This is a genomic window from Streptomyces sp. SD31 (genome assembly GCF_052068475.1).
GTDB lineage: Bacteria > Actinomycetota > Actinomycetes > Streptomycetales > Streptomycetaceae > Streptomyces.
This window is the reverse complement of the sequence record NZ_JBQHCX010000007.1, coordinates 449452-473534: the sequence shown is the minus strand read 5'-3', so window position 1 is coordinate 473534 and position 24083 is coordinate 449452. Positions and strand designations below refer to the sequence as shown.

The following is a 24083-nucleotide window of genomic DNA, read 5'->3' as shown; positions in this document are numbered from 1 at the left end:
CCACCGGGCCACTCCACCGCCGACGTCAACAACTCCACCGAACCCGCAGCCCAATCCACATGCGACGACGGCTCGGTGACATGCAACGTCCGCGGCAGCACCCCGTGCTCCAGGGCCTTGATCATCTTGATCATGCCGGCGACACCCGCCGCCGACTGGGTGTGCCCGATGTTGGACTTCACGGAGCCCAGGTAGAGCGGTACGTCACGGTCCTGGCCGTACGTGGCCAGCAGGGCCTGCGCCTCGATCGGGTCGCCGAGCGACGTCCCCGTACCGTGCGCCTCCACCGCATCCACATCCGCAGTCGAGAGACCGGCGGAAGCCAGCGCCTGCCGGATCACCCGCTGCTGCGAAGGACCATTCGGCGCCGTCAGACCGTTCGACGCACCGTCCTGATTCACCGCCGACCCACGCACGACCGCCAGCACCCGATGCCCGTTGCGCACCGCATCCGACAGCCGCTCCAGCACGACCATGCCCACGCCCTCGGAGAACCCGGTGCCGTCGGCGTCGTTGGAGAATGCCTTCGAGCGGCCGTCCGCCGAGACGCCGCGTTGGCGGGAGATCTCGATGAAGGTGGCCGGCGTCGACATGATCGCGACGCCGCCGGCGAGGGCGAGGTCGCACTCGCCCCGTCGCAGGGACTGCACGGCGAGGTGGGTGGCGACCAGCGACGACGAGCAGGCGGTGTCGATGGACACGGCGGGGCCTTCCAGGCCGAGCACGTACGAGACGCGGCCCGAGGCGACGGAGGGGGAGCTGCCGGTGCCGTGGTAGCCCTCGAACTCGGTGCCGAGGAGCTGGGCGTAGTCGTTGTACATCACGCCCGCGAACACACCGGTCGCGCTGCCGCGCAGCGAGAGCGGGTCGATGCCGGCTCGCTCCAGGGACTCCCAGGACGTTTCCAGCAGCAGGCGCTGCTGGGCGTCCGTGGCGAGGGCCTCACGGGGTGACATGGCGAAGAACGCCGGGTCGAACTCGCCCGCGTCGTGCAGGAATCCGCCGAGTCGGGTCGCGGAGGTGCCGGTCTCGGCGTCGGCCGCGAACAGGGCGTCCAGGTCCCAGCCGCGGTCGGCGGGGAACTCCGAGATGGCGTCGGTGCCGTCCAGGACGAGCTGCCACAGCTCCTCCGGGGTGGTGACCCCGCCGGGGAAGCGGCAGGCCATGCCGACGACGGCGATCGGGTCGTCGTCCACGGCGGTGTGCACGCGTACGGCCGCGGCCTGGTCGCTGCCGAACAGCTCGTCGCGCAGGAACTCGGCGAGCACGGCGGTGGTCGGGTAGTCGAAGACCAGTGTGGCCGGCAGCCGCAGCCCGGTGACGTTGCCGAGGCGGTTGCGCAGGTCGACGGCGGTCAGTGAGTCGAAGCCGAGGTCGCGGAAGGCCCGTGAGGCGTCGAACGTGGTGCCGTCGGCGTGGGCGAGGACGGCGGCGACCTGGGTGCGGACGATGTCGGTCAGCGCGTCGATCCGTTCGGCGTCGCCGAGCGGGCGCAGGCGCTGCACCAGGCCGGACGCGGCGGCCGAGCCGGCGGCGGTGCGGCGAATCCGGGTGCGGACGAGGCCGCGCAGCAGCGCGGGGACGTCTCCCTGGGCGCGCAGGGTCGCGAGGTCGAGGCGGGCGGGGAGCAGGACCGGTTCGGCGGTGGCGAGGGCAGCATCGAACAGGGCCGTGCCCTGCTCGGCCGACAGCGGCGGCATTCCGGCGCGCACGAGGCGTTCGCGGTCGGCGTCGGTGAGGGTGCCGGTGAGGCCGGCCGTGGAGTCCCAGGTGCCCCACGCGAGCGAGACGGCGGGCAGTCCGAGGGCGCGACGGTGCTCGGCGAGGGCGTCGAGGAAGGCGTTGCCCGCCGCGTAGTTGCCCTGACCCGCACCGCCGAGCAGTCCGGCGGCGGAGGAGAAGACGACGAACGCCGAGAGGTCCGCGGTGAGTTCGTGCAGGTGCCAGGCCGCGTCCACCTTGGGCCTGAGCACGGTGGCGAGCTGCTCCGGCGTCAGCGATTCGACGACGCCGTCGTCGAGCACGCCCGCGGTGTGCACGACGGAGCGGATCTCGTGCCGGGCAAGGAGGTCGGCGAGTGCGTCCCGGTCGGCGACATCGCAGGCGACGACGTCCACGTGCGCGTCGAGCTCGGCGACCCACTCCGGGGTACGGCCGCTGCGGCTGGCGAGGACCAGGTCGCGGATGCCGTGCCGGTGGACGAGGTGCCTGGCGATGACGCCGGCGAGGCCGCCGGTGCCGCCGGTGACGAGCACCGGCCCTTCCCAGGCGATGTCTTCCTGTGCGGCGGCGGCGCGGGCGAGGCGCGGCACGTACGCCTTGCCGTCGCGCAGGCGCAGTTGCGGCTCGTCGCAGGCGAGTGCCTGCGGCGGTACGGCGGCGAAGTCGGCGTCGCTGTCGAAGTCGATGTCGGTGTCGATGTCGATGTCGATGAGCTGGAACCGGCCGGGGTGCTCGGTCTGCGCGGAGCGCACCAGGCCCCACACCGCCTGCCCGGCGAGGTCTCCGTGGCGGGTGACGACGGCGAGCCTGCCGGGGCGTTCCTCGGCGATCCACTCCTGGAGCAGGCCGAGGACCCTGGTGGTGAGGGCATGCGTGGACCCGATCACGTCGTCGGGGTCGCCGGTGTCATCGGCGCCCAGGGCCTGTTCGACCACGACGTCGGCGACGTCGGCGGATGTGGCGTCGGGCAGCGTGACCTGCGTCCAGTCGACGCGGAACAGCGCGTCCCGGTGGATGTCGTCGAGCGGCGTCTGCGCGAGGGGGCGTACGACGAGGGACTCGACGGACGCGACGGGGCCGCCCTCGGTGTCGGCGAAGGCGAGCTCCATGCCGTCGGCCCGGGGGGTGAGGCGTACCCGGAGGGTCGTGGCGCCGGTGGCGTGCAGGGACACGCCCTCCCAGGCGAAGGGCAGTCCGGCGCCGTCGCGGGTGAGCAGCGCGGCGTGCAGGGCGGCGTCGAGGAGGGCAGGGTGGATGCCGAAGGTGCCGGGCTCCACCCCTTCGGGCAGCGCCACTTCCGCGAACACCTCGTCGCCGCGCCGCCACACGGCCCGCAGGCCCTGGAAGACGGGGCCGTACTCGAAGCCGAGGTCCGTGAAGGTGTCGTAGCAGCCTTCGATGTCGACGCGTTCCGCACCGGTCGGCGGCCAGACAGTGGCGTCGAAGTCGCTGGTGTACGCGCCGTCGCTCAGGGTGCCGGAGGCGTGTTCGGTCCACGGTGTGTCGTCGTCGGGGCGGGAGTGGATCGCGACGCGGTGGCGGCCGTTGTCCTGCGGGGTCTCCTGCGAGGTCTCCTGTGGGGTGACGGAGACCTGGAGCTGGACGGCGTGGTCGAGGACGAGGGGCGCCGAGACGGTGAGTTCGTCGAGGCGGTCGCAGCCGACCTCGTCGCCCGCGCGGAGCGCGAGTTCCACGAATGCCGTGCCGGGCAGCAGCACCCGCCCGCCGACGGCGTGGTCGGTGAGCCAGGTGTGGGTGCCCGGGGACAGGCGGCTGGTGAAGAGCACGCCGTCGGCGCCGGCCAGGTCGACGGCCGCGCCGAGCAGCGGGTGCGCCACCGCGGTGAGGCCGAGGCCCGTCGCGTCGCCCGCGCCGGTCACGGTGGCCGGCCAGTAGCGCTGCCGCTGGAAGGCGTAGGTGGGCAGGTCGACCGTCGTGCCGCCGGTGAACAGGTCGTCCCAGCGGACGGTCAGGCCGCGCACATGCGCCTGCGCCAGGGCGGTGAGGAGTTGTCGTCGGCCGCCCTCGCCGCGCCGCAGGGTGCCCAGGGCGACGGCGTCGACGCCCTCGGCCTCCAGGGTCTGCTCGATGCCGACGGTGAGGACGGGGTGGGCGCTCGGCTCGACGAAGAAGCGGTGGCCGTCGGCGAGCAAGGCGCGGGTCGCCCGCTCGAACTCCACGGTGTGGCGCAGGTTGGTGAACCAGTACTCGGCGTCGAGTCCCGCGGTGTCGATACGGGTGCCGGTGACGGTCGAGTAGAACGGCACGTCACCGGTGCGGGGCGTGATCGGGGCGAGGTCGGCCAGGACGCGTTCGCGGATCTCCTCCACCTGCGGGGTGTGCGAGGCGTAGTCCACGGCGATCATGCGGGCGCGGATGTCCTCGGCCCGGCAGTCGGCGACGATCTCCTCCAGCGCGGCGACCTCGCCGGCGACGACGGTGGAGCCGGGGCCGTTGACTGCGGCCACGGCGATCCGGTCGCCGTACTTCTCGATGCGCGGCCGGATCCGGTCGGCGGGCAGCGACACGGACAGCATGCCGCCGCGCCGGGACAGCGCCTCGTCGACGGCCTGGCTGCGCAGCGCCACGATGCGCGCGGCGTCGTCGAGGCTCAGGGCTCCGGCGACGGCCGCGGCGGCTATCTCGCCCTGGGAGTGGCCGACGACGGCGTCGGGCTCGACGCCGTACGAGCGCCACACCTCCGCGAGGGACACCATCACCGCCCACAGCACGGGCTGGACGACGTCGACCCGTTCCAGGGACTGCTCGTCGCGCAGGACGTCGAGCAGTGACCAGTCCACGTACGGCCGCAGCGCCTCGGCGCACTCGGTGAGGCGGCGGGTGAACGCCTCGTGGGAGCCGAGGAGTTCACGGCCCATGCCGATCCACTGGGAGCCCTGCCCGGGGAACACGAACACGGTGCGGCCGCTGATGTCGGCCCGGCCGGTGACGGTGTCGTCCGGGCCGTCGCCGAGGACGACGGCGCGGTGCGCGAATGTCGTCCTGCCGTTGAGGGAGTGGGCGATGTCCAGCGGATCGCCGTCCAGGCCCTTGATCCGTTCGAGCTGTTCGCGCAGCGCGGCCTCGGACTTGGCGGACACCAGCCTGGGGACGCCCCCGTCCGTGGGGCGCGGGGACGGGGTTTCGGTGACGGTGGGGCCTTGCTCCAGGATGACGTGCGCGTTGGTGCCGCTGACACCGAACGACGAGACACCGGCGCGACGGGGGCGGTCGGCCGCCGGCCACGCGGTCTGCTCGGTGAGCAGTTCGACGGAGCCCTCCTCCCAGTCGATGTGCGAGGAGGGTTCGGTGATGTGCAGGGTGCGCGGCAGCACACCGTGCCGCATCGCGAGCACCATCTTGATGACGCCGGCGACACCGGCGGCGGCCTGGGAGTGCCCGATGTTGGACTTCACGGAGCCCAGGTAGAGCGGTACGTCGCGGTCCTGGCCGTAGGTCGCGAGCAGGGCCTGCGCCTCGATCGGGTCGCCCAGCGGGGTGCCGGTGCCGTGTGCCTCAACGGCGTCCACGTCCGCCGTCGTGAGGCCGGCGGAGGCGAGGGCCTGGCGGATGACGCGCTGCTGCGAGGGCCCGTTCGGTGCCGTCAGACCATTCGACGCACCGTCCTGGTTGACGGCGGAGCCGCGGACGACGGCGAGGATGCGGTGCCCGTTGCGGAGGGCGTCGGACTGCCGCTCCAGGACGAGCTGGCCGACACCCTCGGCCCAGCCCACGCCGTCGGCGGAGTCGGAGAACGCCTTGGAGCGGCCGTCCGCGGAGATGCCGCGCTGGCGGGAGAACTCGATGAACGTCGACGGCGTCGACATCACCGTCGCACCGCCCGCGAGCGCGAGATCGCACTCGCCGCTGCGCAGCGACTGGATCGCCCAGTGCATCGCGACCAGCGACGACGAGCAGGCGGTGTCGATGGTGACCGCCGGACCCTCGAAGCCGAACACGTACGACATGCGGCCCGAGGCCACGCTGCCCGCGCTGCCCTGGCCCTGGTGGCCTTCGAGGTCACCGCCGCCGAGGAGGGACTGGTAGTCGTTGTACATCAGGCCGGTGAAGACACCGGTCCGGCTGCCCTTCAGCGCGACCGGGTCGATGCCGGACCGCTCCAGCGCCTCCCACGCCGTCTCCATCAGCAGCCGCTGCTGGGTGTCCGTGGCCAGCGCCTCGCGGGGCGACATGCCGAAGAACTCGGGGTCGAAGAGCGCCGCGTCGTGCAGGAAGCCGCCCGAGCGGGTGTACGAGGTGCCCAGGTGGTCGGGGTCGGGGTGGTAGAGGGCGTCCAGGTCCCAGCCGCGGTTCGCCGGGAAGCCGCTGATCGCGTCGGTGCCGCCCAGCACCAGCTGCCACAGTTCGTCGGGGGTGGTGACGTCACCGGGGTAGCGGCACGCCATGCCGACGATCACGATCGGGTCGTCGTCGGCCGGGGTCGCCGTGGCGACCGGAACGAGCGCGGCCGGTGCGTCGGTGCCGAACAGCTCGCCCTTGATGTGAGAGGCGAGGACGGCGGCGGTCGGGTAGTCGAAGATCAGCGTGGCCGGCAGCCGCAGCCCGGTGGCCGTGCCGAGACGGTTGCGCAGCTCGACCGCGGTGAGCGAGTCGAAGCCGAGGTCGGCGAACTGCTGCTCGGCGTCGACGGCGTGCGCTCCGGCGTGCCCGAGCACCCCGGCGATCTCGCCGCGCACCAGCTCCAGCAGCGCTTCGAGACGCTCGGCGTCCGCCCGCGCCGACAGCCGCGCCACCAGCGACACGGCCGTCTCGGACCCGGCGACCGAACGCTTGGCGCGGGTACGGATCAGACCGCGCAGCAGCGGCCGTACCTCGCCCCGGGCCCGCAGCACCGACAGGTCCAGGAGCGCCGGGACCAGAACGGCCTCGTCGCTCGCCAGTGCCGCGTCGAACAGTGCGACGCCCTGCCCGACGGTGATCGGCGGCAGCCCGGCGCGGCGCATGCGCTCGACGTCCGCCTCGGGCAGCGCACCCGCCATGCCGCCTTCCCAGGCGCCCCACGCCAGCGACAGCGCGGGCAGGCCGGCCGCCCGGCGGTGCTCGGCGAGGGCGTCGAGGAACGCGTTCGCGGCGGCGTAGTTGCCCTGGCCGGCGCTGCCGATGGTGCCCGCCACGGAGGAGAAGACCACGAACGCCGAGAGGTCCTCGGTGAGTTCGTGCAGGTGCCAGGCGGCGTCGGCCTTCGGCGCGAACACCGTGTCCAGGCGGTCGGGGGTCAGCGACTCGACGACCCCGTCGTCGAGGGTGCCGGCCGCGTGCACGACGGAGCGGACCGGGTGCTCCGCCAGCAGCGCGGCGAGCGCCTCGCGGTCGGCGACGTCGCACGCCACCACCGTGACGTCGGCGTCCAGCCCGTCCACCCACTCCGGCCGGCTGCCGCTGCGGTTGACCAGGACCAGGTCGCGGATGCCGTGATCGTCGACGAGGTGCCGGGCGACGATCCCGCCGAGGCCGCCGGTGCCGCCGGTGATGAGCACCGGCCCTTCCCAGGCGACCTCCCGCTCCCCCGCTGTGGCCCGGGCGAGCCGGGCGGCGCGCACCACGCCGTCACGGATGGACAGTTCGGGTTCGTCGATGCCGAGGGCCCGGGCGACGAGTTCGTCGGAGCCGGTGTCGGATTCAACGGTGCCGCTGTCGGTGTCGATGATGCCGAACCGGCCCGGGTGCTCGGTCTGTGCCGACCGCACCAGGCCGCGCACGGCCGCCCCGGCGAGGCACCCGGCACCGGTGACGAAGACGAGCTTCTCGGGCCGCTCCTCGGCGATCCACTGCTGCATCGCTTCAAGCGCCCGCGCGGTCAGCCGACGCACCGACTCGACGACGCCTTCCTCGGCGACGGCGATGACGGGCTCGATGACGACCCCGGTCGCGGGCTCGACGGGCACATCGACGGGAACCCAGTCGACGCGGAACAGCGCGTCCCGCTCCGGACCCGCGGCCCGCGCCGCCGCCGTGTCCTCCCGTACGACGAGGGCGTCGACGCTCGCGACCGGCGCGCCGGTGGTGTCGGCCAGCGCGATGGCGTACCCGTCGGCGCCCCGGGTCAGTCGCACCCGTACCGACGAGGCGCCGGTGGCGTGCAGCGACACGCCCTCCCATGAGAACGGCAGCCGGGCGCCGCCGTCGACGAGCAGCGCCGCGTGCAGGGCGGCGTCGAGCAGCGCCGGGTGCAGGCCGAAGCCCCGCACGTCGGTGCCGTCCGGCAGCCCGACCTCGGCGTACACGGTGTCGCCCGCGCGCCACACGGCACGCAGGCCCTGGAACAGCGGGCCGTATTCGAAGCCGAGGTCCGCGAACCGCTCGTACGCGCCGTCGACCTCGACGGGCTCGGCGGCCGGCGGCCACACCGTCGCGTCGAAGTCGCTGCCGCCCGTCCCGACGGCCAGCGTGCCCGTCGCGTGCGGCGTCCAGGGCCCGTCGACGTCGTCCTCGGGCCGCGCGTGCACGGTGAACGAACGGCGGCCGTCCACCTCCGCACCGATCCAGGCCTGCGCCTGCACGGACCCGCGCGCGGGCAGCACCAGCGGTGCGGCGAGCGTCAGTTCCTCGACCCGGTCGCAGCCGACCTCGTCACCCGCGCGCAGCGCCAGCTCCACCAGGGCGGCACCCGGCACGAACACCTCGCCGCGCACGGCATGGTCGGCGAGCCACGGGTGTGTACGCAGCGAGAGCCGCGACGTGAAGAGATGCCCGGCCGCTTCGGCGAGCTCCACGGCAGCGCCGAGGAGGGGGTGTTCGACGGATCCGAGGCCGGCGGCGGTGACGTCCGTCCTGGGCGTGGGCTCGGGCCAGAAGTACTGGCGCTGGAAGGGGTAAGTGGGGAGGTCTACACAGCGGCCGCCCTCGTAGAACGGCGTCCAGTCGACCGGCACGCCGGTGACATGCAGCCGGGCCAGAGCGGTGACGAAGGCGGTCGCCTCGTCCAGGTTCTTGCGCTGGGCGGGCACGGCGTCCGCGACGAGCGCGGAGAGTACGCCGTCGGGGCCGATCTCCAGGAACGCCTTCGCGCCCAACGCGGTGACGTGGTCGTGGAAACGGACCGTCTCGCGGACGTGCCGCACCCAGTACTCCGGGTCCGTCACATCCCCACTGGCGGTGAACGGGATCGCCGGGGCGTGGAAGGCGAGTTGGCCGACGACCGTGCGGAAGTCGTCCAGCATCGGCTCCATCAGCGGCGAGTGGAAGGCATGGGAGACCTTCAGCCGCTTGGTCCTGCGATCAGCAAAGCCTTCGGCTATCCGCTCGACCTCGGCTTCATCGCCCGCGATCACTACGGAAGACGGGCCATTGACGGCCGCTATCGACACCAACTCGGTGAGCTGCGCGGCGACTTCCTCTTCGGTGGCCTCGATCGCCACCATCGCGCCCCCGGGCGGCAGCGCCTGCATCAGCGCCGCCCGCGCCGACACCAGCTTCGCCGCGTCCTCCAGGCTGAGGACACCGGCCACATGCGCCGCCGCGATCTCACCGATCGAATGACCGGCAACGTGCCCGGCCTTCGCGCCGAACGACTCCGCCAGCCGGTACAGCGCGACCTCGAAGGCGAACAGGGCAGGCTGCGTATGACCGGTCCGGTTCAGGGCCTCCTCGTCCTCGCCCCACATCACCCCCCGCAGCGCCGGGTCGAGATGCACGAGTACCTCATCCAGAGCACGGGCGAACACCGGGAAACGCTCATACAACTCCCGGCCCATGCCGAGCCGTTGAGACCCCTGCCCGGAGAACAGCACGGCCACGGGCTTGCCGCCGCCCGCCACTCCCCTGGCGATCTCCTCGCCGTCCAGCACCACCGCCCGGTGCTCGAACAGCGACCGCGTGGTCAGCAGGGAGAACCCGATGTCGGCGGCGTCGCCCTCAACGCCGTGCAGCGCCCCGACCTGCTCGCTCAACGCCTCGTCCGACTTGGCCGAGACGATCCACGGCACCCCGCGCACAGGGCCGGCCGCGGGCTCGGGGACGTCCGCCGCGGGCGCCTGCTCCAGGATCACGTGCGCGTTCGTCCCACTGACACCGAACGACGAGATACCGGCCCGACGTACCCGATCCACCTCAGGCCATGGCGTGTCGGAGGTCAGCAGCTCCACCGCGCCCGCCGACCAGTCGACGTGCGACGACGGCGCGTCCACGTGCAGCGTCCTCGGCAACAACCCGTGGCGCATGGCCATGACCATCTTGATGACACCGGCGACACCGGCGGCGGCCTGGGTATGCCCGATGTTGGACTTCACGGAGCCCAGCAGCAGCGGCCGGTCCGCATCGCGGTCCTGACCGAGCGTGGCGAGCAGCGCCTGCGCCTCGATCGGGTCGCCCAGCGTGGTGCCGGTGCCGTGGGCCTCGACGGCGTCGACGTCCGCGGTGGACAGACCGGCGCTCGCGAGAGCCTGCCGGATGACGCGCTGCTGCGACGGACCGTTCGGCGCCGTGAGCCCGTTGGACGCACCGTCCTGGTTGACCGCCGAGCCCTTGACGACGGCCAGGATCCGGTGACCGTTGCGGATGGCGTCCGACTGCCGTTCCAGTACGACGATGCCGGCGCCCTCGGCCCAGCCCACACCGTCGGCCGAGTCGGCGAAGGACTTGCAGCGGCCGTCGGCGGAAAGGCCGCGCTGGCGGGAGAACTCGATGAAGGTCGACGGCGTCGACATCACCGTCACGCCGCCGGCGAGCGCCAGCGTGCACTCGCCGCTCCGCAGCGCCTGCGCGGCCAGGTGCAGTGCCACCAGGGAGGACGAGCAGGCGGTGTCGACGGTGACGGCCGGGCCCTCGAAGCCGAAGGTGTAGGAGACGCGGCCGGAGGCGAAGGTGCCCGCGCTGCCCATGCTCTGGTAGCCCTCGAACTCCGAGCCGCTGATCAGCACCGAGTAGTCGGTGTACATGACGCCCGCGAACACGCCGGTGCGGCTGCCGTGCAGGGTCAGCGGGTCGATGCCCGTGCGCTCCAGTGCCTCCCAGGAGGTCTCCAGCAGCAGGCGCTGCTGCGAGTCGGTCGAGAGTGCCTCGCGCGGGGACATCCCGAAGAACGCCGGGTCGAACTCGCCCGCGTCGTGCAGGAAGCCACCGGACCTTGTGTACGAGGTGCCGGTGTGGTCGGGGTCGGGGTGGTAGAGCGCGTCCACGTCCCAGCCGCGGTTGGTCGGGAAGCCGCTGACCGCGTCGACGCCGTCGGACACGAGGCGCCACAGGTCCTCGGGGGAGGCGACGCCGCCGGGGTAGCGGCAGGCCATGCCGACGATGACGATCGGGTCGTCGGACAGGGCCGCCGTGGAGGCGGTGGACGCGGTGGCCACGGCGGGCAGGTCCGGCGTCGGCGCGTCGGTGCCGAACAGTTCGTCCAGGAGGTGGTCCGCCAGCGCGCCGGCGTTCGGGTAGTCGAAGATCAGGGTGCTGGACAGGCGCAGGCCGGTCGCGGTGGTGAGCTGGTTGCGCAGTTCGACAGCGGTCAGCGAGTCGAAGCCGAGGCTCTGGAAGGCCCGGCCGGGGTCGATCTCGTCGGTGCCGACATGGCCGAGCACGGCCGCGACCTGGCCGCGCACCAGGTCCAGCGCGGCCTCGCGCCGTCCCTCGGCGGGCAGTGCGGCCAGCCGCTGCGCGAGGGACGCGGCGGTGTCCGAACCGGCGACCGCGCGCCGGGCGCGGACCCGGATCAGGCCGCGCAGGATCGGTGCGACCTCGCCACGTCCGCGCAGCACCGGCAGATCGAGGCGCACCGGCACCACGGCCGCCGCACCGGCCGTCGCACCGGCCTTCAGGGCGGCGTCGAACAGTTCGACGCCCTGCTCCGCGGTGATGCCGGGGATGCCGGTACGGGCCATGCGGTCGGCGTCGGCGCCGGACAGCATGCCCGCCAGCCACGGGCCCCACGCCAGCGAGGTCGCGGGCAGCCCGGCCGCCCTGCGGTGTTCGGCGAGGGCGTCCAGGAAGGTGTTGGCGGCCGCGTAGTTGCCCTGTCCTGCGGTGCCGAGGGTGCCGGCGACGGAGGAGAACACGACGAAGGCGGACAGATCGGTGGTGAGTTCGTGCAGGTGCCAGGCCGCGTCCACCTTGGGCGCGAGCACCGTGTCGACACGTTCGCCGGTCAGCGACTCCACGACACCGTCGTCCAGCACGCCCGCCGTGTGCACGACGGCCCGCACCTCGTGCCGTGCCAGCAGCGCGGCGACGGCGTCCCGGTCGGCGACGTCGCACGCCTCGACGACGACCCGCGCGCCCAGCGCCTCCAGCTCGGCGGTGTCCGCCTCCCCCCGACGGCTGACCAGCAGCAGGTCACGCACGCCGTGCGCGGTGACGAGGTGGCGGGCGACGAGCATGCCGAGCCCGCCGGTGCCGCCGGTGATCAGCACCTGGCCGTCCCACTCGGGCCGGGTGCCCGCCGGGACGCCCGCCGGGGTGTCGTCCGGGAGGAGGCGGGTGAGGCGCGGAGCGGCTACCTCGCCACCGCGGATGCGTAGTTGAGGCTCATCGAGGCTCATGGCCCGGGCGACGAGTTCAACCGAATCCGAGTCGTAATCGAGGTCGGTGTCGGAGTCGGTGTCGGAGTCGGAGTCGGAGTCGGAGTCGATGATGCCGAACCGGCCGGGGTGCTCGGCCTGTGCCGACCGCACCAGACCCCACGCGGTGGAGGCGGCCAGGTCACCGGCACGGGTGACGAATACCAGACGCTCGGGGCGCTCGTCGGCGAGCCACTCCTGGATCTTCGCCAGGACCCGCTTGGTGATCTCGTGCGCCGAGCCGACGACGTCGTCCGAAGGCGCCGAGAGGTGTTCGAGTACGACGTCGGCGGCGCCCTCGGCGGGCAGTTCGACCGGCGTCCAGTCGACGTGGAACAGCGCCTCGCGCGCGATCGAGGTGCCGAGGTCGCCGCTGGGCAGCGGGCGGGTGACCAGGGAGTCGACCGAGGCGACCGGGGCTCCGGTGCCGTCGGCGAGGGCCACGGAGACCGACTCGTCGCGGGTCCGGATCCGTACCCGCAGCGTGGTCGCGCCTGTGGCGTGCAGGGACACGCCCTGCCACGCGAAGGGCAGACCGCCGCCGGCCGGGCTCAACTCGGCGGCGTGCAGCGCCGAGTCCAGCAGCGCCGGGTGCAGTCCGTATGCCGCCGCGTCGGCGTCCGTACCGGGGCCGGTGCCTTCCGGCAGCGCGACCTCGGCGTACACGCTGTCGCCGAGCCGCCATGCCGCTCGCACGCCCCGGAAGGCGGGGCCGTAGGTGAAACCGGCGTCGGCGAAGCGCTCGTAGAACCCGTCCACGGGGACCGCTTCGGCCCCGGGCGGCGGCCACGCGGTCGCGTCGAAGTCGTCGTGGACGGTGCCCGCCGCGAGGAACCCGGTGGCGTGCTCCAGCCAGGGGGTGTCGGCGTCGAGCCGCGAGTACACCGTGACCGGGCGGCGCCCGGTGCCGTCCGGCGCCCCGACGGCAACCTGTACCTGGATCGACCCGCGCTCCGGCAGCACCAGCGGCACCGACAGGGTCAGCTCGTCCAGCCGGTCCAGGCCCACCTCGTCGCCGGCCCGCAGCGCCAGCTCCACGAAGGCGGTGCCGGGGAACAGCACCCGGCCCGCCACGACATGGTCCGCGAGCCACGGGTGCGTGCTCACCGACAGCCGCGAGGTGAACAGGGCACCGTCACCGCCCGCGACCTCGACCGCCGCGCCGAGCAGCGGGTGTTCGACGGCGGTCAGGCCCAGCCCGGAGGCGTCGACCGCGCGGCCGGAGGCAGAGGGCCAGTAGCGCCGACGTTGGAAGGGGTAGGTGGGGAGGTCTACACGGCGGCCACCCTCGTAGAACGGCGTCCAGTCGACGGCGGTGCCTGTCACGTGCAGGCGGGCCAGAGCGGTGACGAAGGCAGTCGCCTCGTCCAGGTTCTTGCGCTGCGCGGGCACGGCGCCCGCGACGAGCGCGGAGAGTACGCCGTCGGGGCCGATCTCCAGGAACGCCTTCGCGCCCAACGCGGTGACGTGGTCGTGGAAACGGACCGTCTCGCGGACATGGCGCACCCAGTACTCCGGGTCCGTCACATCCCCACTGGCGGTGAACGGGATCGCCGGCGTGTGGAAGGTGAGTTGACTGACCGTCGTGCGGAAGTCGTCCAGCATCGGCTCCATCAACGGCGAGTGGAAGGCGTGGGAGACCTTCAGCCGCTTGGTCCTGCGGTCACCGAAGTGTCCGGCGATTCGCTCGACTTCAGCCTCGTCACCCGCGATCACCACCGAGGACGGCCCGTTGACGGCAGCAACGGACGCCAACTCGCCGATATGCTCGGCGACTTCCTCCTCGGTCGCCTCGATCGCCACCATCGCGCCACCCGACGGCAACGCCTGCATCAACGACGCCCGCGCCGACACCAGCCTCGCCGCATCCTCCAGGCTCAGGACACCCGCCACATGCGCCGCCGCGATCTCACCGATCGAATGACCGGCCACATGAGCGGCCTTCACACCGAAGGACTCTGCCAGCCGGTACAGCGCCACCTCGAAAGCGAACAACGCCGGCTGCGTGTAACCGGTCCGGTTCAGCAGCTCCTCGTCCTCGCCCCACATCACCCCGCGCAGCGCCGGGTCCAGATGAGCCAGCACGTCATCCAGCGCCCACGCGAACACCGGGAACCGCTCGTACAACTCCCGGCCCATGCCCAGCCGTTGCGACCCCTGCCCGGAGAACAGCACCGCAAGCTGCCGCTCCCCCGCCACACCCCTGGCGATCTCCACGCCATCAAGCACCACAGCCCGGTGCTGGAACAACGACCGCGAGGTCAGCAGGGAGAACCCGATGTCGGCGGCATCGCCCTCGGCACCCCGCACCGCCTCGACCTGCTCGCCCAACGCCCCCTCGGACTTGGCCGAGACGATCCACGGCACCCCGTGCACAGGACCTGCCCCGCGCTCGGGCGCTTCCTCCGCAGGCGCCGCCTCCAGGATCACGTGCGCGTTCGTCCCACTGACACCGAACGACGAGATACCGGCCCGACGCGGGCGCCCCAACTCCGGCCAGGCCGTGGCGGACGTCAGCAGTTCCACCGCACCCGCCGACCAGTCGACGTGCGACGACGGCGCGTCCACGTGCAGCGTCCTCGGCAGCAACCCGTGCTGCATGGCGTACACGACTTTGATCACGCTCGCGACGCCGGCGGCGGCCTGGGTGTGGCCGATGTTGGACTTGACCGAGCCGATCAGCAGCGGGCGGTCGGCGTCGCGGTCCTGGCCGTAGGTGGCCATGAGGGCGTGGGCCTCGATCGGGTCGCCCAGAGCGGTGCCGGTGCCGTGTGCCTCGACCGCGTCCACCTCGGCGGCGGACAGGCCGGCCGAGGCGAGCGCCTGCCGGATCACCCGCTCCTGCGACGGGCCGTTGGGCGCTGTCAGGCCGTTGGACGCGCCGTCCTGGTTGACCGCCGAACCCCGCACCACCGCCAGCACCCGGTGCCCGTTGCGCACCGCGTCCGAGAGGCGTTCCAGTACGAGGACGCCGGCGCCCTCGGACCAGCCGGTGCCGTCGGCGGCGTCGGAGAAGGCCTTGCAGCGGCCGTCGGCGGCGAGTCCGCGCTGCAGGGTGAACTCGACGAAGGCGTGCGGCGTGGCCATGACCGTGACGCCGCCGGCCAGGGCGAGGGAGCATTCGCCGCCGCGCAGCGCCTGGGCGGCGAGGTGCAGGGCGACCGAGGACGACGAGCAGGCGGTGTCGACGCTGACGGCGGGGCCCTGGAAGCCGAAGGTGTAGGACATGCGGCCGGAGAGGACGGATGCGATGAGGCCGGTGGAGGCGTGCCCGTCGCCGTCCACGGACACCAGGTCGGCGTAGTCCTGGCCGTTGGTGCCGACGAACACGCCGGTCTGGCTGCCGCGCAGCGCGGCCGGGTCGAGGCCGGCCCGCTCCAGTGCCTCCCAGGCCACCTCCAGCATGAGGCGCTGCTGCGGGTCCATGCCCAGCGCCTCACGCGGGGAGATGCCGAAGAAGTCGGCGTCGAAGTCGGCCGCCGTGTCGAGGAAGCCGCCCTCGGTGGCGAGGGAGGCGCCGGAGCGCAACGTCTCCAAGTCCCAGCCGCGGTCGGTGGGGAACGGGGAGAGGACGTCGCGTTCCTCGGCCACCACGCGCCACAGGTCCTCGGGGGTGCTGACACCGCCGGGGAAGCGGCATGCCATGCCGACGATCGCGATGGGCTCGGTGCGGTCGCGTTCCAGTTCGAGGACGCGTTCGCGAGCCCGGCGCAGCTCGACGGTGACTCGCCTCAGGTAGTCGGCAACCTTGTCCTGCTGCTCTTCCTGCACTGGTCCGTCCTCATTTCACGCGGGCACAACAAGTCATGCGGGGACAGCAAGTCACGGGTGGTCGAGCAACTCGTCGTCGATGATCGACAGGAGGTCCTCGACGGAGGCGCTGTTGATGTCGTCCTCGGAGGAACGCGGCGCGGCCGGCGTGCGCAGGCTCGCGAGGAGCTTCTCCAGGCGTTCCCGGACGGCGTCCTGGTCGGCGGCCGGGGCGGAGGGCAACGCCGCCTCCAGCCGGGTGAGTTCGGTCAGCGCCGAGCCGGTGGGTGCGGCGAGCCGGGACAGCAGGTGTTCGGCCACGGCGCGCGGCGTCGGGTGGTCGAAGACCAGCCCGGACGGGACCGGCAGGCCGGTGGCGGCCCTGATCCGGTCGCGCATCTCGACGGCGGTCAGCGAGTCGAAGCCCTGGTCGCGGAATGCCTTGTCGACGCTGATCGAGTCGACGCCGGGGTGTCCGAGGACGGCGGCGGCCTGGGTGCGCACCAGGTCGAGCACGGTGGCGGTCCGTTCGTCCTCGGGCAGGGCGGAGAGCCGGTCGGCGAGGGCGGGGGCCTCACCGGCCTGGTCCTCGTCCATGTCCGTGAGGGCCCGGGTGAACTCCGGGATCTCCGTCAGGAGGGGCGCGGGGCGGGCAGCGGTGAAGCCGGGGGCGAAGCGCCGCCAGTCCGTGTGGGTGACGGTCAGGACGGTCTCGCCGTCCGCGACCGCCTCGCTCAGCGCGGTCAGTGCGAGCCGCGGCTCCATCGGCAGCATGCCGTGCCGGCGCAGTTGTTCGGCCGTCTCGGGGTCGGCGGCCATGCCGGCGCCGTCCCAGGTGCCCCACTGCAGGGAGGTCGCGGCGTGTCCCTGGGCCCGGCGCAGTTGGGCGAGGCCGTCGAGGTAGGCGTTGGCGGCGGCGTAGGCGGGCTGTCCCCCGCTGCCCCAGGCTGCCGCGCCCGAGGAGAACAGGACGAACGCGTCGAGGTCTGACGTCAGTTCGTGCAGGTGGCGGGCCGCGGTGAGCTTGGCGGCCAGTACGGTGTGCAGCCGCTCGGGGGTGAGGGAGGCGACGGGCCCGTCGCCGGTGTCGATGCCGGCCGCGTGCACGACCGCGGTGAGGCCGGGGATGCCGGCCAGCAGTTCGCGTACGGCTTCGCGGTCGGCGACGTCGCAGGCCCGTACGGTCACTTCGGCGCCGTACTCCGTCAAGCGGGCCACGAGCTCGTCGGCGCCGGGTGCCTGCGGGCCCCGGCGGCTGGCGAGGACGAGGTGCTCGGCGCCCCGGGCCGCCAGCGCCTCGGCGACCGCGCCGCCGAGTGCGCCGGTGCCGCCGGTGATCAGGACCGAGCCCGAGGGTGTCCACCCTCCGGTGCGGCCCGCGCGGGGTGCGGGTATCAGGCGGCGGCCGAGGACGGCGTCGCCGCGCACGGCCAGCTGGTCCTCGCCGAGCTGGTTGCCCAGGGCGGCGCGCAGTCCTCGCGCGTCGACGGTTTCGGGCAGGTCGACGAGGCCGCCCCAGCGGTGCGGGTGCTCCAGTGCGACGACCCGGCCGAGTCCCCAGAGCGCCGTCTGCGCGGGGTCGGTCACGGGGTCGCCGTCGCCGGTCGACACCGCGCCCCGGGTCACGGCCCACAGGGGCGCGGGGACCTCGGCGTCACCGAGCGCCTGGACGAGTGCGAGGGTGGCGGAGAGGGCGTAGGGGGTGTCGTCGCCCGACATCTGCGGGCCGGTGCCCAGCAGCGACACGACGCCCGTGCCGGGGAAGCCGCGCAGCCGCTCCGCGAGCGCCGTGCGGTCCGGCGCGCCGACCTCCAGGACCGTGGCGCCCAGGGCGTCCACGACCGCCGAGGTCCAGTCGTCCCGCTCCCCCGCCGGTACGACGACGAGCCACGCGCCGGGCACGTCACCGGGCGGCAGGGACAACCGGGTCCAGGACTCTCGGTAGCGCCGGCCGTCCAGAGCGGAACGGCCCTGCCGGCGGGAGCGCCAGGACGCCAGCGCGGGAGCCACGGCGGCGGCGGTGTCGGGGGCCAGGTCGAGCTCGGCGGCCAGGTCGCCGCCGTCGACGAGGTCCCAGAACTCCGTGTCGACCGGGTCGGCGGGGCGGGCGGCGGGCTCGGGCCAGTAGCGCTGCCGCTGGAAGGGGTACGTGGGCAGGTCGACGCGGTGTGCGCCGGTGCCGTCGAAGAGGGGCGCCCAGTCGACGTGCGTACCGGCGGCGTACAGCCGGGCCAGCGCGGTCACCGCGGCCGCCTCCTCCGGGCGGTCCTTGCGCAGTAGCGCGACCACCGGCACGTCGTCGGCCGGGGACGTGCCGGAGGAGGTGGCGTCGAGCCCGTCCGGTATTAGCGCGGAGAGCACCCCGTCGGGGCCCAGTTCCAGGAAGGCTGTCGCGCCCTGGTCGCCCAGGGTGCGTACGCCGTCGTGGAAGCGGACCGTCTCGCGGACATGGCGGACCCAGTAGTCCGGCGAGGTCAGCTCGCCGGGCGCGGCGAGCCGGCCGGTCAGGTTCGACACCACCGGAATGCGCGGCTCGGCGGCCGGCACATCGGCGACGGCGGCCCTGAAGTCCTCCAGCATCGGGTTCATCAAGGGCGAGTGAAACGCATGGCTGACCAGGAGACGCCTAGTCTTGCGGCCGGGGAACCGCTCGACGAGCGCGCCCACTTCGGCCTCCTCGCCCGCGACGACCAGCGAGCGGGGGCCGTTGACGGCGGCGATCGACACCAGGTCCGTCAGATGCGGCAGCACCTCGTCCTCGGTGGCCTCGACGGCGACCATCGCGCCGCCGGTCGGCAGTTCCTGCATCAGCCGGGCCCGCGCGGACACCAGGCGGCAGGCGTCGGCCAGGGTGAACACGCCTGCGACGTGAGCGGCGGCGATCTCGCCGATGGAGTGCCCGGCGACGAAGGAGGGGGTCACCCCGAGGGACTCGACGAGGCGGTACAGCGCGACCTCGACGGCGAACAGGGCGGGCTGGGTGTGCCGGGTGTCGTTCAGTGCGTCGGCGTCATGGCCCCACATCACCTCGCGCAGCCCGGGGTCCAGTTCGGCGAGGGCGGCGTCGAACGCGGCCGCGAACACCGGGAACCGTTCGTACAACTCCCGGCCCATGCCCAGCCGTTGCGAGCCCTGTCCGGAGAAGAGGAGCGCAAGCTGCCGGTCCTGGGCCGTGCCGCGCGCGATCTCGGTGCCGTCGGCGAGCACCGCCCGGTGCTCCAGCGCGGTCCGGGTCGTCGCCAGCGACAGCGCCACGTCCAGCGGGGCCGCCTCCAGCGCGGCCAGGCGGTCGAGCTGGGTGTCGAGGGCTGGGGCGGTCCGGGCCGACACGACCCAGGGCACGACGGAGGGCGCTACCGAGGGCGCGTTGCCGGGCCGGTCCGCCGGATCGTCCGGCTCGGCCTCGGGCGCGGATGCGGAGGCGGGGGCCTCCTCCAGGATCAGGTGCGCGTTGGTGCCGCTGACGCCGAAGCCGGAGACGCCGGCCCGGCGGGGACGGCCGGGGTCGGTCCACGCGGTGGGGGCGGTGAGGAGTTCGACGCCGCCCGTGCTCCAGTCGACGTGGGTGGAGGGGGCGGTGATGTGCAGGCTCTTGGGCAGGACGCCGTGGCGCAGGGCCATCACCGTCTTGATGACCGAGGCGACGCCGGCCGCGGCCTGGGTGTGGCCGATGTTGGACTTGACCGAGCCGAGCCACAGCGGCCGGTCGGCGGGCCGTTCCTGGCCGTAGGCGGCGATGAGCGCCTGAGCCTCGATGGGGTCGCCGAGGGTGGTTCCGGTGCCGTGGGCCTCGACGGCGTCGATGTCAGCGGGGGTGAGTCCGGCGGCGGCGAGCGCCTGGCCGATGACCCGTTGCTGGGAGGGCCCGTTGGGTGCGGTCAGGCCGTTGGAGGCGCCGTCCTGGTTGACGGCGCTGCCGCGCAGCACGGCCAGCACGCGGTGCCCGTTGCGGCGCGCGTCGGACAGGCGTTCCAGTACGACGAGGCCGGCGCCCTCGGACCAGCCGGTGCCGTCGGCGCTGTCGCTGAACGCCTTGCAGCGCCCGTCGGCGGAGAGGCCGCCCTGCCGGGAGAACTCGACGAACGTGGCCGGCGTCGACATGACGGTGACGCCGCCGGCCAGCGCGAGGGAGCACTCGCCCTGGCGCAGTGAGCGTGCCGCCCAGTGCAGGGCCACCAGGGACGAGGAGCAGGCGGTGTCGACGGTCACGGCGGGGCCCTGCAGGCCGAGGGTGTAGGCGATGCGGCCGGAGACGACGCTGCCGGCGGTGCCGGTGGTCCAGTACCCCTCGGTGCCCTCGGGCGCGGCGGTCAGGCCGGTGCCGTAGTCGTGGTACATGACGCCGGTGAACACGCCCCCGTCGGTGCCGCGCAGCGTCGCCGGGTCGATGCCGGCGCGTTCCAGGGCCTCCCAGGACACCTCGAGGAGCAGCCGCTGCTGGGGGTCCATGGCCAGGGCCTCGCGCGGTGAGATGCCGAAGAAACCGGCGTCGAAGTCGGCGGCGTCGTGGAGGAATCCGCCGTGGCGGGTGTGGCTGGCGCCGGCGGCGAGGGCGTCCAGGTCCCAGTCGCGGTCGGTGGGGAACGCGGACACGACGTCCGTGCCGGTGTCGACGATCCGCCACAGGTCCTCGGGGGAGGCGATGCCGCCGGGGAAGCGGCAGGCCATGCCGACGATCGCGATCGGTTCGTCCAGCGGTACGAGTGCGGCGTCGGTGGGCGCCGTGGCGGGGCGTTCGCCGAGGAGTTCGGCCCTGAGGTGACGGGCGAGCGCGGTGGGCGTCGGGTGGTCGAAGGCGACCGGTACGGCCAGGTGCAGGCCGGTGGCGGTGGTGAGCCGGTTGCGGAGGTCCACGGCGTGGGCGGAGGTGAGGCCGAGTTCGCGGAACGTCCTGCGCGGGGCGACGCGTTCGGTGCCGGTCAGGGCGAGCACGGCGGCGACCTCGGTGCGCACGAGGTCGAGCAGGAAGGTGTCGCGCTCCTCCGGTGTCCGGGCCGTGAGCTGCTGCCGCAGTTCGGTCAGCCGGTGGTCGTCCGGTGCCGTCAGGGGTGCGGAGACGTCGATCAGTCCGCGCAGCAGCGGGGGCACTTCGGCCTGTGCGGTGCGCTCACGCAGGGCGGCGCTGTCGATGCGCATGATCACGGCCTGGGTCATCCCGGCCCCGGTGGCGATGTCGAACATCGCCGTGAACTCCTGGTGGGGCAGGTCACGCACGTGGCCCGAGGTGGTGGGCGCGTCGGGGGAACCGGCGGCGAGGAACAGGGCGGGCAGGCCGCGGTCGCGGCGGTAGCAGGCCAGCGCGTCGAGGAAGGCGTTGGCCGCCGCGCGCTCCTGCGAGCCGGGCAGGCCGAGGGCGCCGGCGACGGTGGACAGCATCACGAAGGCGCGTACGTCGCCGTCCTTGGTGAGCTGGTGCAGGTTGACCGCGCCGGAGACAGCCGTGCGGAACGCGTCGCGTTCGTCGGCCCCGGTGGCGCCGGGGGCGTCCGCGTACTCGCCGTCGCAGTGGACGACCGCGCCGACGGGCCGCTTCAGTCGGCCCAGAGCTTCGGCGAGGGCCTTGCGGTCGGTCACGTCGCAGGCGGCGACGGCCACCCGGGCGCCGAGTGCGGCGAGTTCGCCCTCCAGCCGGGCGGTGGCGTCGTCGCCCCGGCCGCGGGGGCCGATCAGCAGCAGGTGCCGGGCGCCGTAGGCGGCGACGAGGTGCCGGGCCAGGGCGGCGCCCAGTGGGCCGGCCGCGCCGGTGACGACGACGGTGCGCTGGGGGTCGACTCCTTGCGCGAGGCCGGAGTTGACGGTGGCGGACACCCGCTTCAGACGCGGTGCCAGCACGCTTGCGGAACGCACCGCGAGCTGCGGCTCGTCGGTGGCGACGGCGGACGGCAGCACGCCGGGCGAGGTGTCGTCGGCGTCGATGTCGACGAGGGTGAACCGGTGCGGGTGGGCCACCTGCAGTGAGCGGAGCAGCCCCCACACCGGGGCGTGCAGGAGGTCGCGCACGCCTTCCTCGCCGGCGGCGACCGCGTTGCGGGTGAGCACGACCAGGCGGCAGGGGGCGAGGCGGTCGTCGCCGGCCCAGGTCCGGAGGATGTCGCGCACCTCGTCGGTGGCCGTGTGCGCGGCGCGGGCGAGTCGACCGCCGGGGTCCAGGTCGTCGGGGAGGCACAGCACGGCCACGTCCGGCGCGGGATCGCCGTCCGCCAGGGCGGTGTGCAGGGCGGCGGCATCGGTGTGCGGGGTGACCTGGAGTCCGGTGGCGGTGAGGGCGGCGGTGAGGCCGAAGCGGTCCGGTCCCACGACGGCCCAGCGTGCGGCGGCCTGGAGTCCGGCGGTGCGTAGCGAGGGCAGTGGCGCCCAGTCCATGCGCAGCAGTGCCTCGTGCTGGCCGCCGCTCGCCGCGCGCAGCCGTGCGGGGCGCTCGCGCAGGACGTGCCGGGTGATCTTGCCGGAGCTGGTGCGCGGGATGTGGTCGATCTCGTAGACGGCCTCGGGCACCTTGAAGCCGGACAGTTGGGCGCGGCAGGCGTCGTAGAGCTGTTCGGGGTCGAAGCCGTCCTCGGCGGGGACGACGAAGGCGATGGGCACCTCGCCGAGCACGTCGTGCGGGGTGCCGACGACGGCGGCGTCGAAGACGCCGGGCACCTTCAGCAGGACCTGCTCCACCTCGCCGGGGTGGATGTTCTCGCTGCCGCGGATGATGAGTTCCTTCACCCGGCCGGTGATGGTGAGGTAGCCGAACGCGTCGCGGCGCGCGAGGTCGCCGGTGCGGTACCAGCCGCCCGGCATCGCCTGTGCGGTGGCCTCGGGCTGGTTGTGGTAGCCGAGCATGAGGTTGGGGCCGCGCACCCAGACCTCGCCCTCGGCGCCCTGCGCGACGTCCTCGGCGGTGTCGGGGTCGACCAGACGCACCGTCACCCCGGGCACGGGCAGTCCGCAGGAGCCGGGGATGCGGGTGCCGTGCGGCCAGTTGACGGTGATCAGGCCGCAGGTCTCGGTGGAGCCGTAGCCGTCGAGGAGGGGGATGCCGAAGACCGTCTCGAACTCGGCGCGCAGCGGGGTGGGGCAGTTGGAGCCGGCGGTGAGGCAGCGGGTGAGGGTGGTCGCGCCGGGGGGCGCGGGGCGTGCGCGGGCCGCCTCCAGGAGGTGGTGGTACATGGTCGGGACGCCGGCCATGAAGGTGTACGTGTCCTCGTCGAGGGCGTGCAGCACCTCGTCGGCGGAGAAGCCGTCGAGGAGGCGTGCGGTGGCGCCGGTCGCGGTCACGCCGATCACGCACAGCACATGGGCCAGGGAGTGGTGCAGCGGCAGCGGCCACAGCACCGTGTCGTCCTCCGAGAGGCCGACGACGGGTGCGTAGCAGGCGGCGACCGACCACAGGCAGGAGCGCTGGGTCGACAGCACGCCCTTGGGCTTGCCGGTGGTGCCGGAGGTGTAGAGCATGAACGCGGCCTCGTCCAGGCCCTGGTCGTCGCGGGCGGGCTGCGCCGGGTCGCGGCCGACGAGGTCGTCGTACGACACCAACGCGCCGCTGCCCGGGCGGGGTTCGGGGGCGTCGCCGGTGACGACGACCCTGAGGTAGGGGCGGCCCGGCAGCAGGGTGCGTACCTGCTCCAGGTGGGCGGGGTCGGTGATGACCACGCGGGCGCCGCTGTCGTCGGCGGCGTGGGCGAGTTCGGCGTCGGCGCAGTGCGGGTTGAACGGCACGGCGACGCCGCCGGCACGGGTGACGGCGAGGTAGCTCTCGACGATCTCGACGCCGTTGCCGAGGTGGATCAGCGCGCGGTCGCCGGGTTGCAGGCCCAGGTCGGCCAGATGTCCGCCGAGGCGCCGGGTGCGCCGCTCCAGCTCCGCGTACGTCACGGTGCGCCGGTGGTCCTGGAAGGCGACCTTGCCGGGGATGCGCTCGGCGTGATCGCGGAGCAGGTCGGACAGGGGCCGGATCAGTTCGGTGCGAAACATTCCGACGACGCTCCCTCATTACGGGCGACAGGCGCGATGCTGACGTCGAGCATGCCCGAACAACAAGTAGGAAAAATCCGAGTCATCGGGCCGCCGGAAGCGCTCCCCCTATCGAATCCCGGGCACCGGGCGGAACCACCCCTA

General features: G+C 73.5%; 2 protein-coding genes. Both read right to left on the bottom strand.

Annotated elements, in window-relative coordinates; all coding sequences use genetic code 11:
* On the bottom strand, positions 1–16001 hold a 16001-nt coding region (locus ACTMVF_RS18125), incomplete at its 3' end, for an SDR family NAD(P)-dependent oxidoreductase (protein ID WP_441272079.1).
* A 51-nt stretch (positions 16002–16052) separates the two neighbouring features.
* A complete protein-coding gene (locus ACTMVF_RS18120; protein WP_441272078.1) occupies positions 16053–23939 on the bottom strand; it encodes a type I polyketide synthase in 7887 nt (2628 codons plus the stop codon).
* Positions 23940–24083 lie beyond the last annotated feature (144 nt).

Bases quoted from the DNA above. Each gene is read 5' to 3' on its own strand.
- ACTMVF_RS18120 (WP_441272078.1), bottom strand. From the start codon at position 23,939: ATGTTTCGCACCGAACTGATCCGGCCCCTGTCCGACCTGCTCCGCGAT.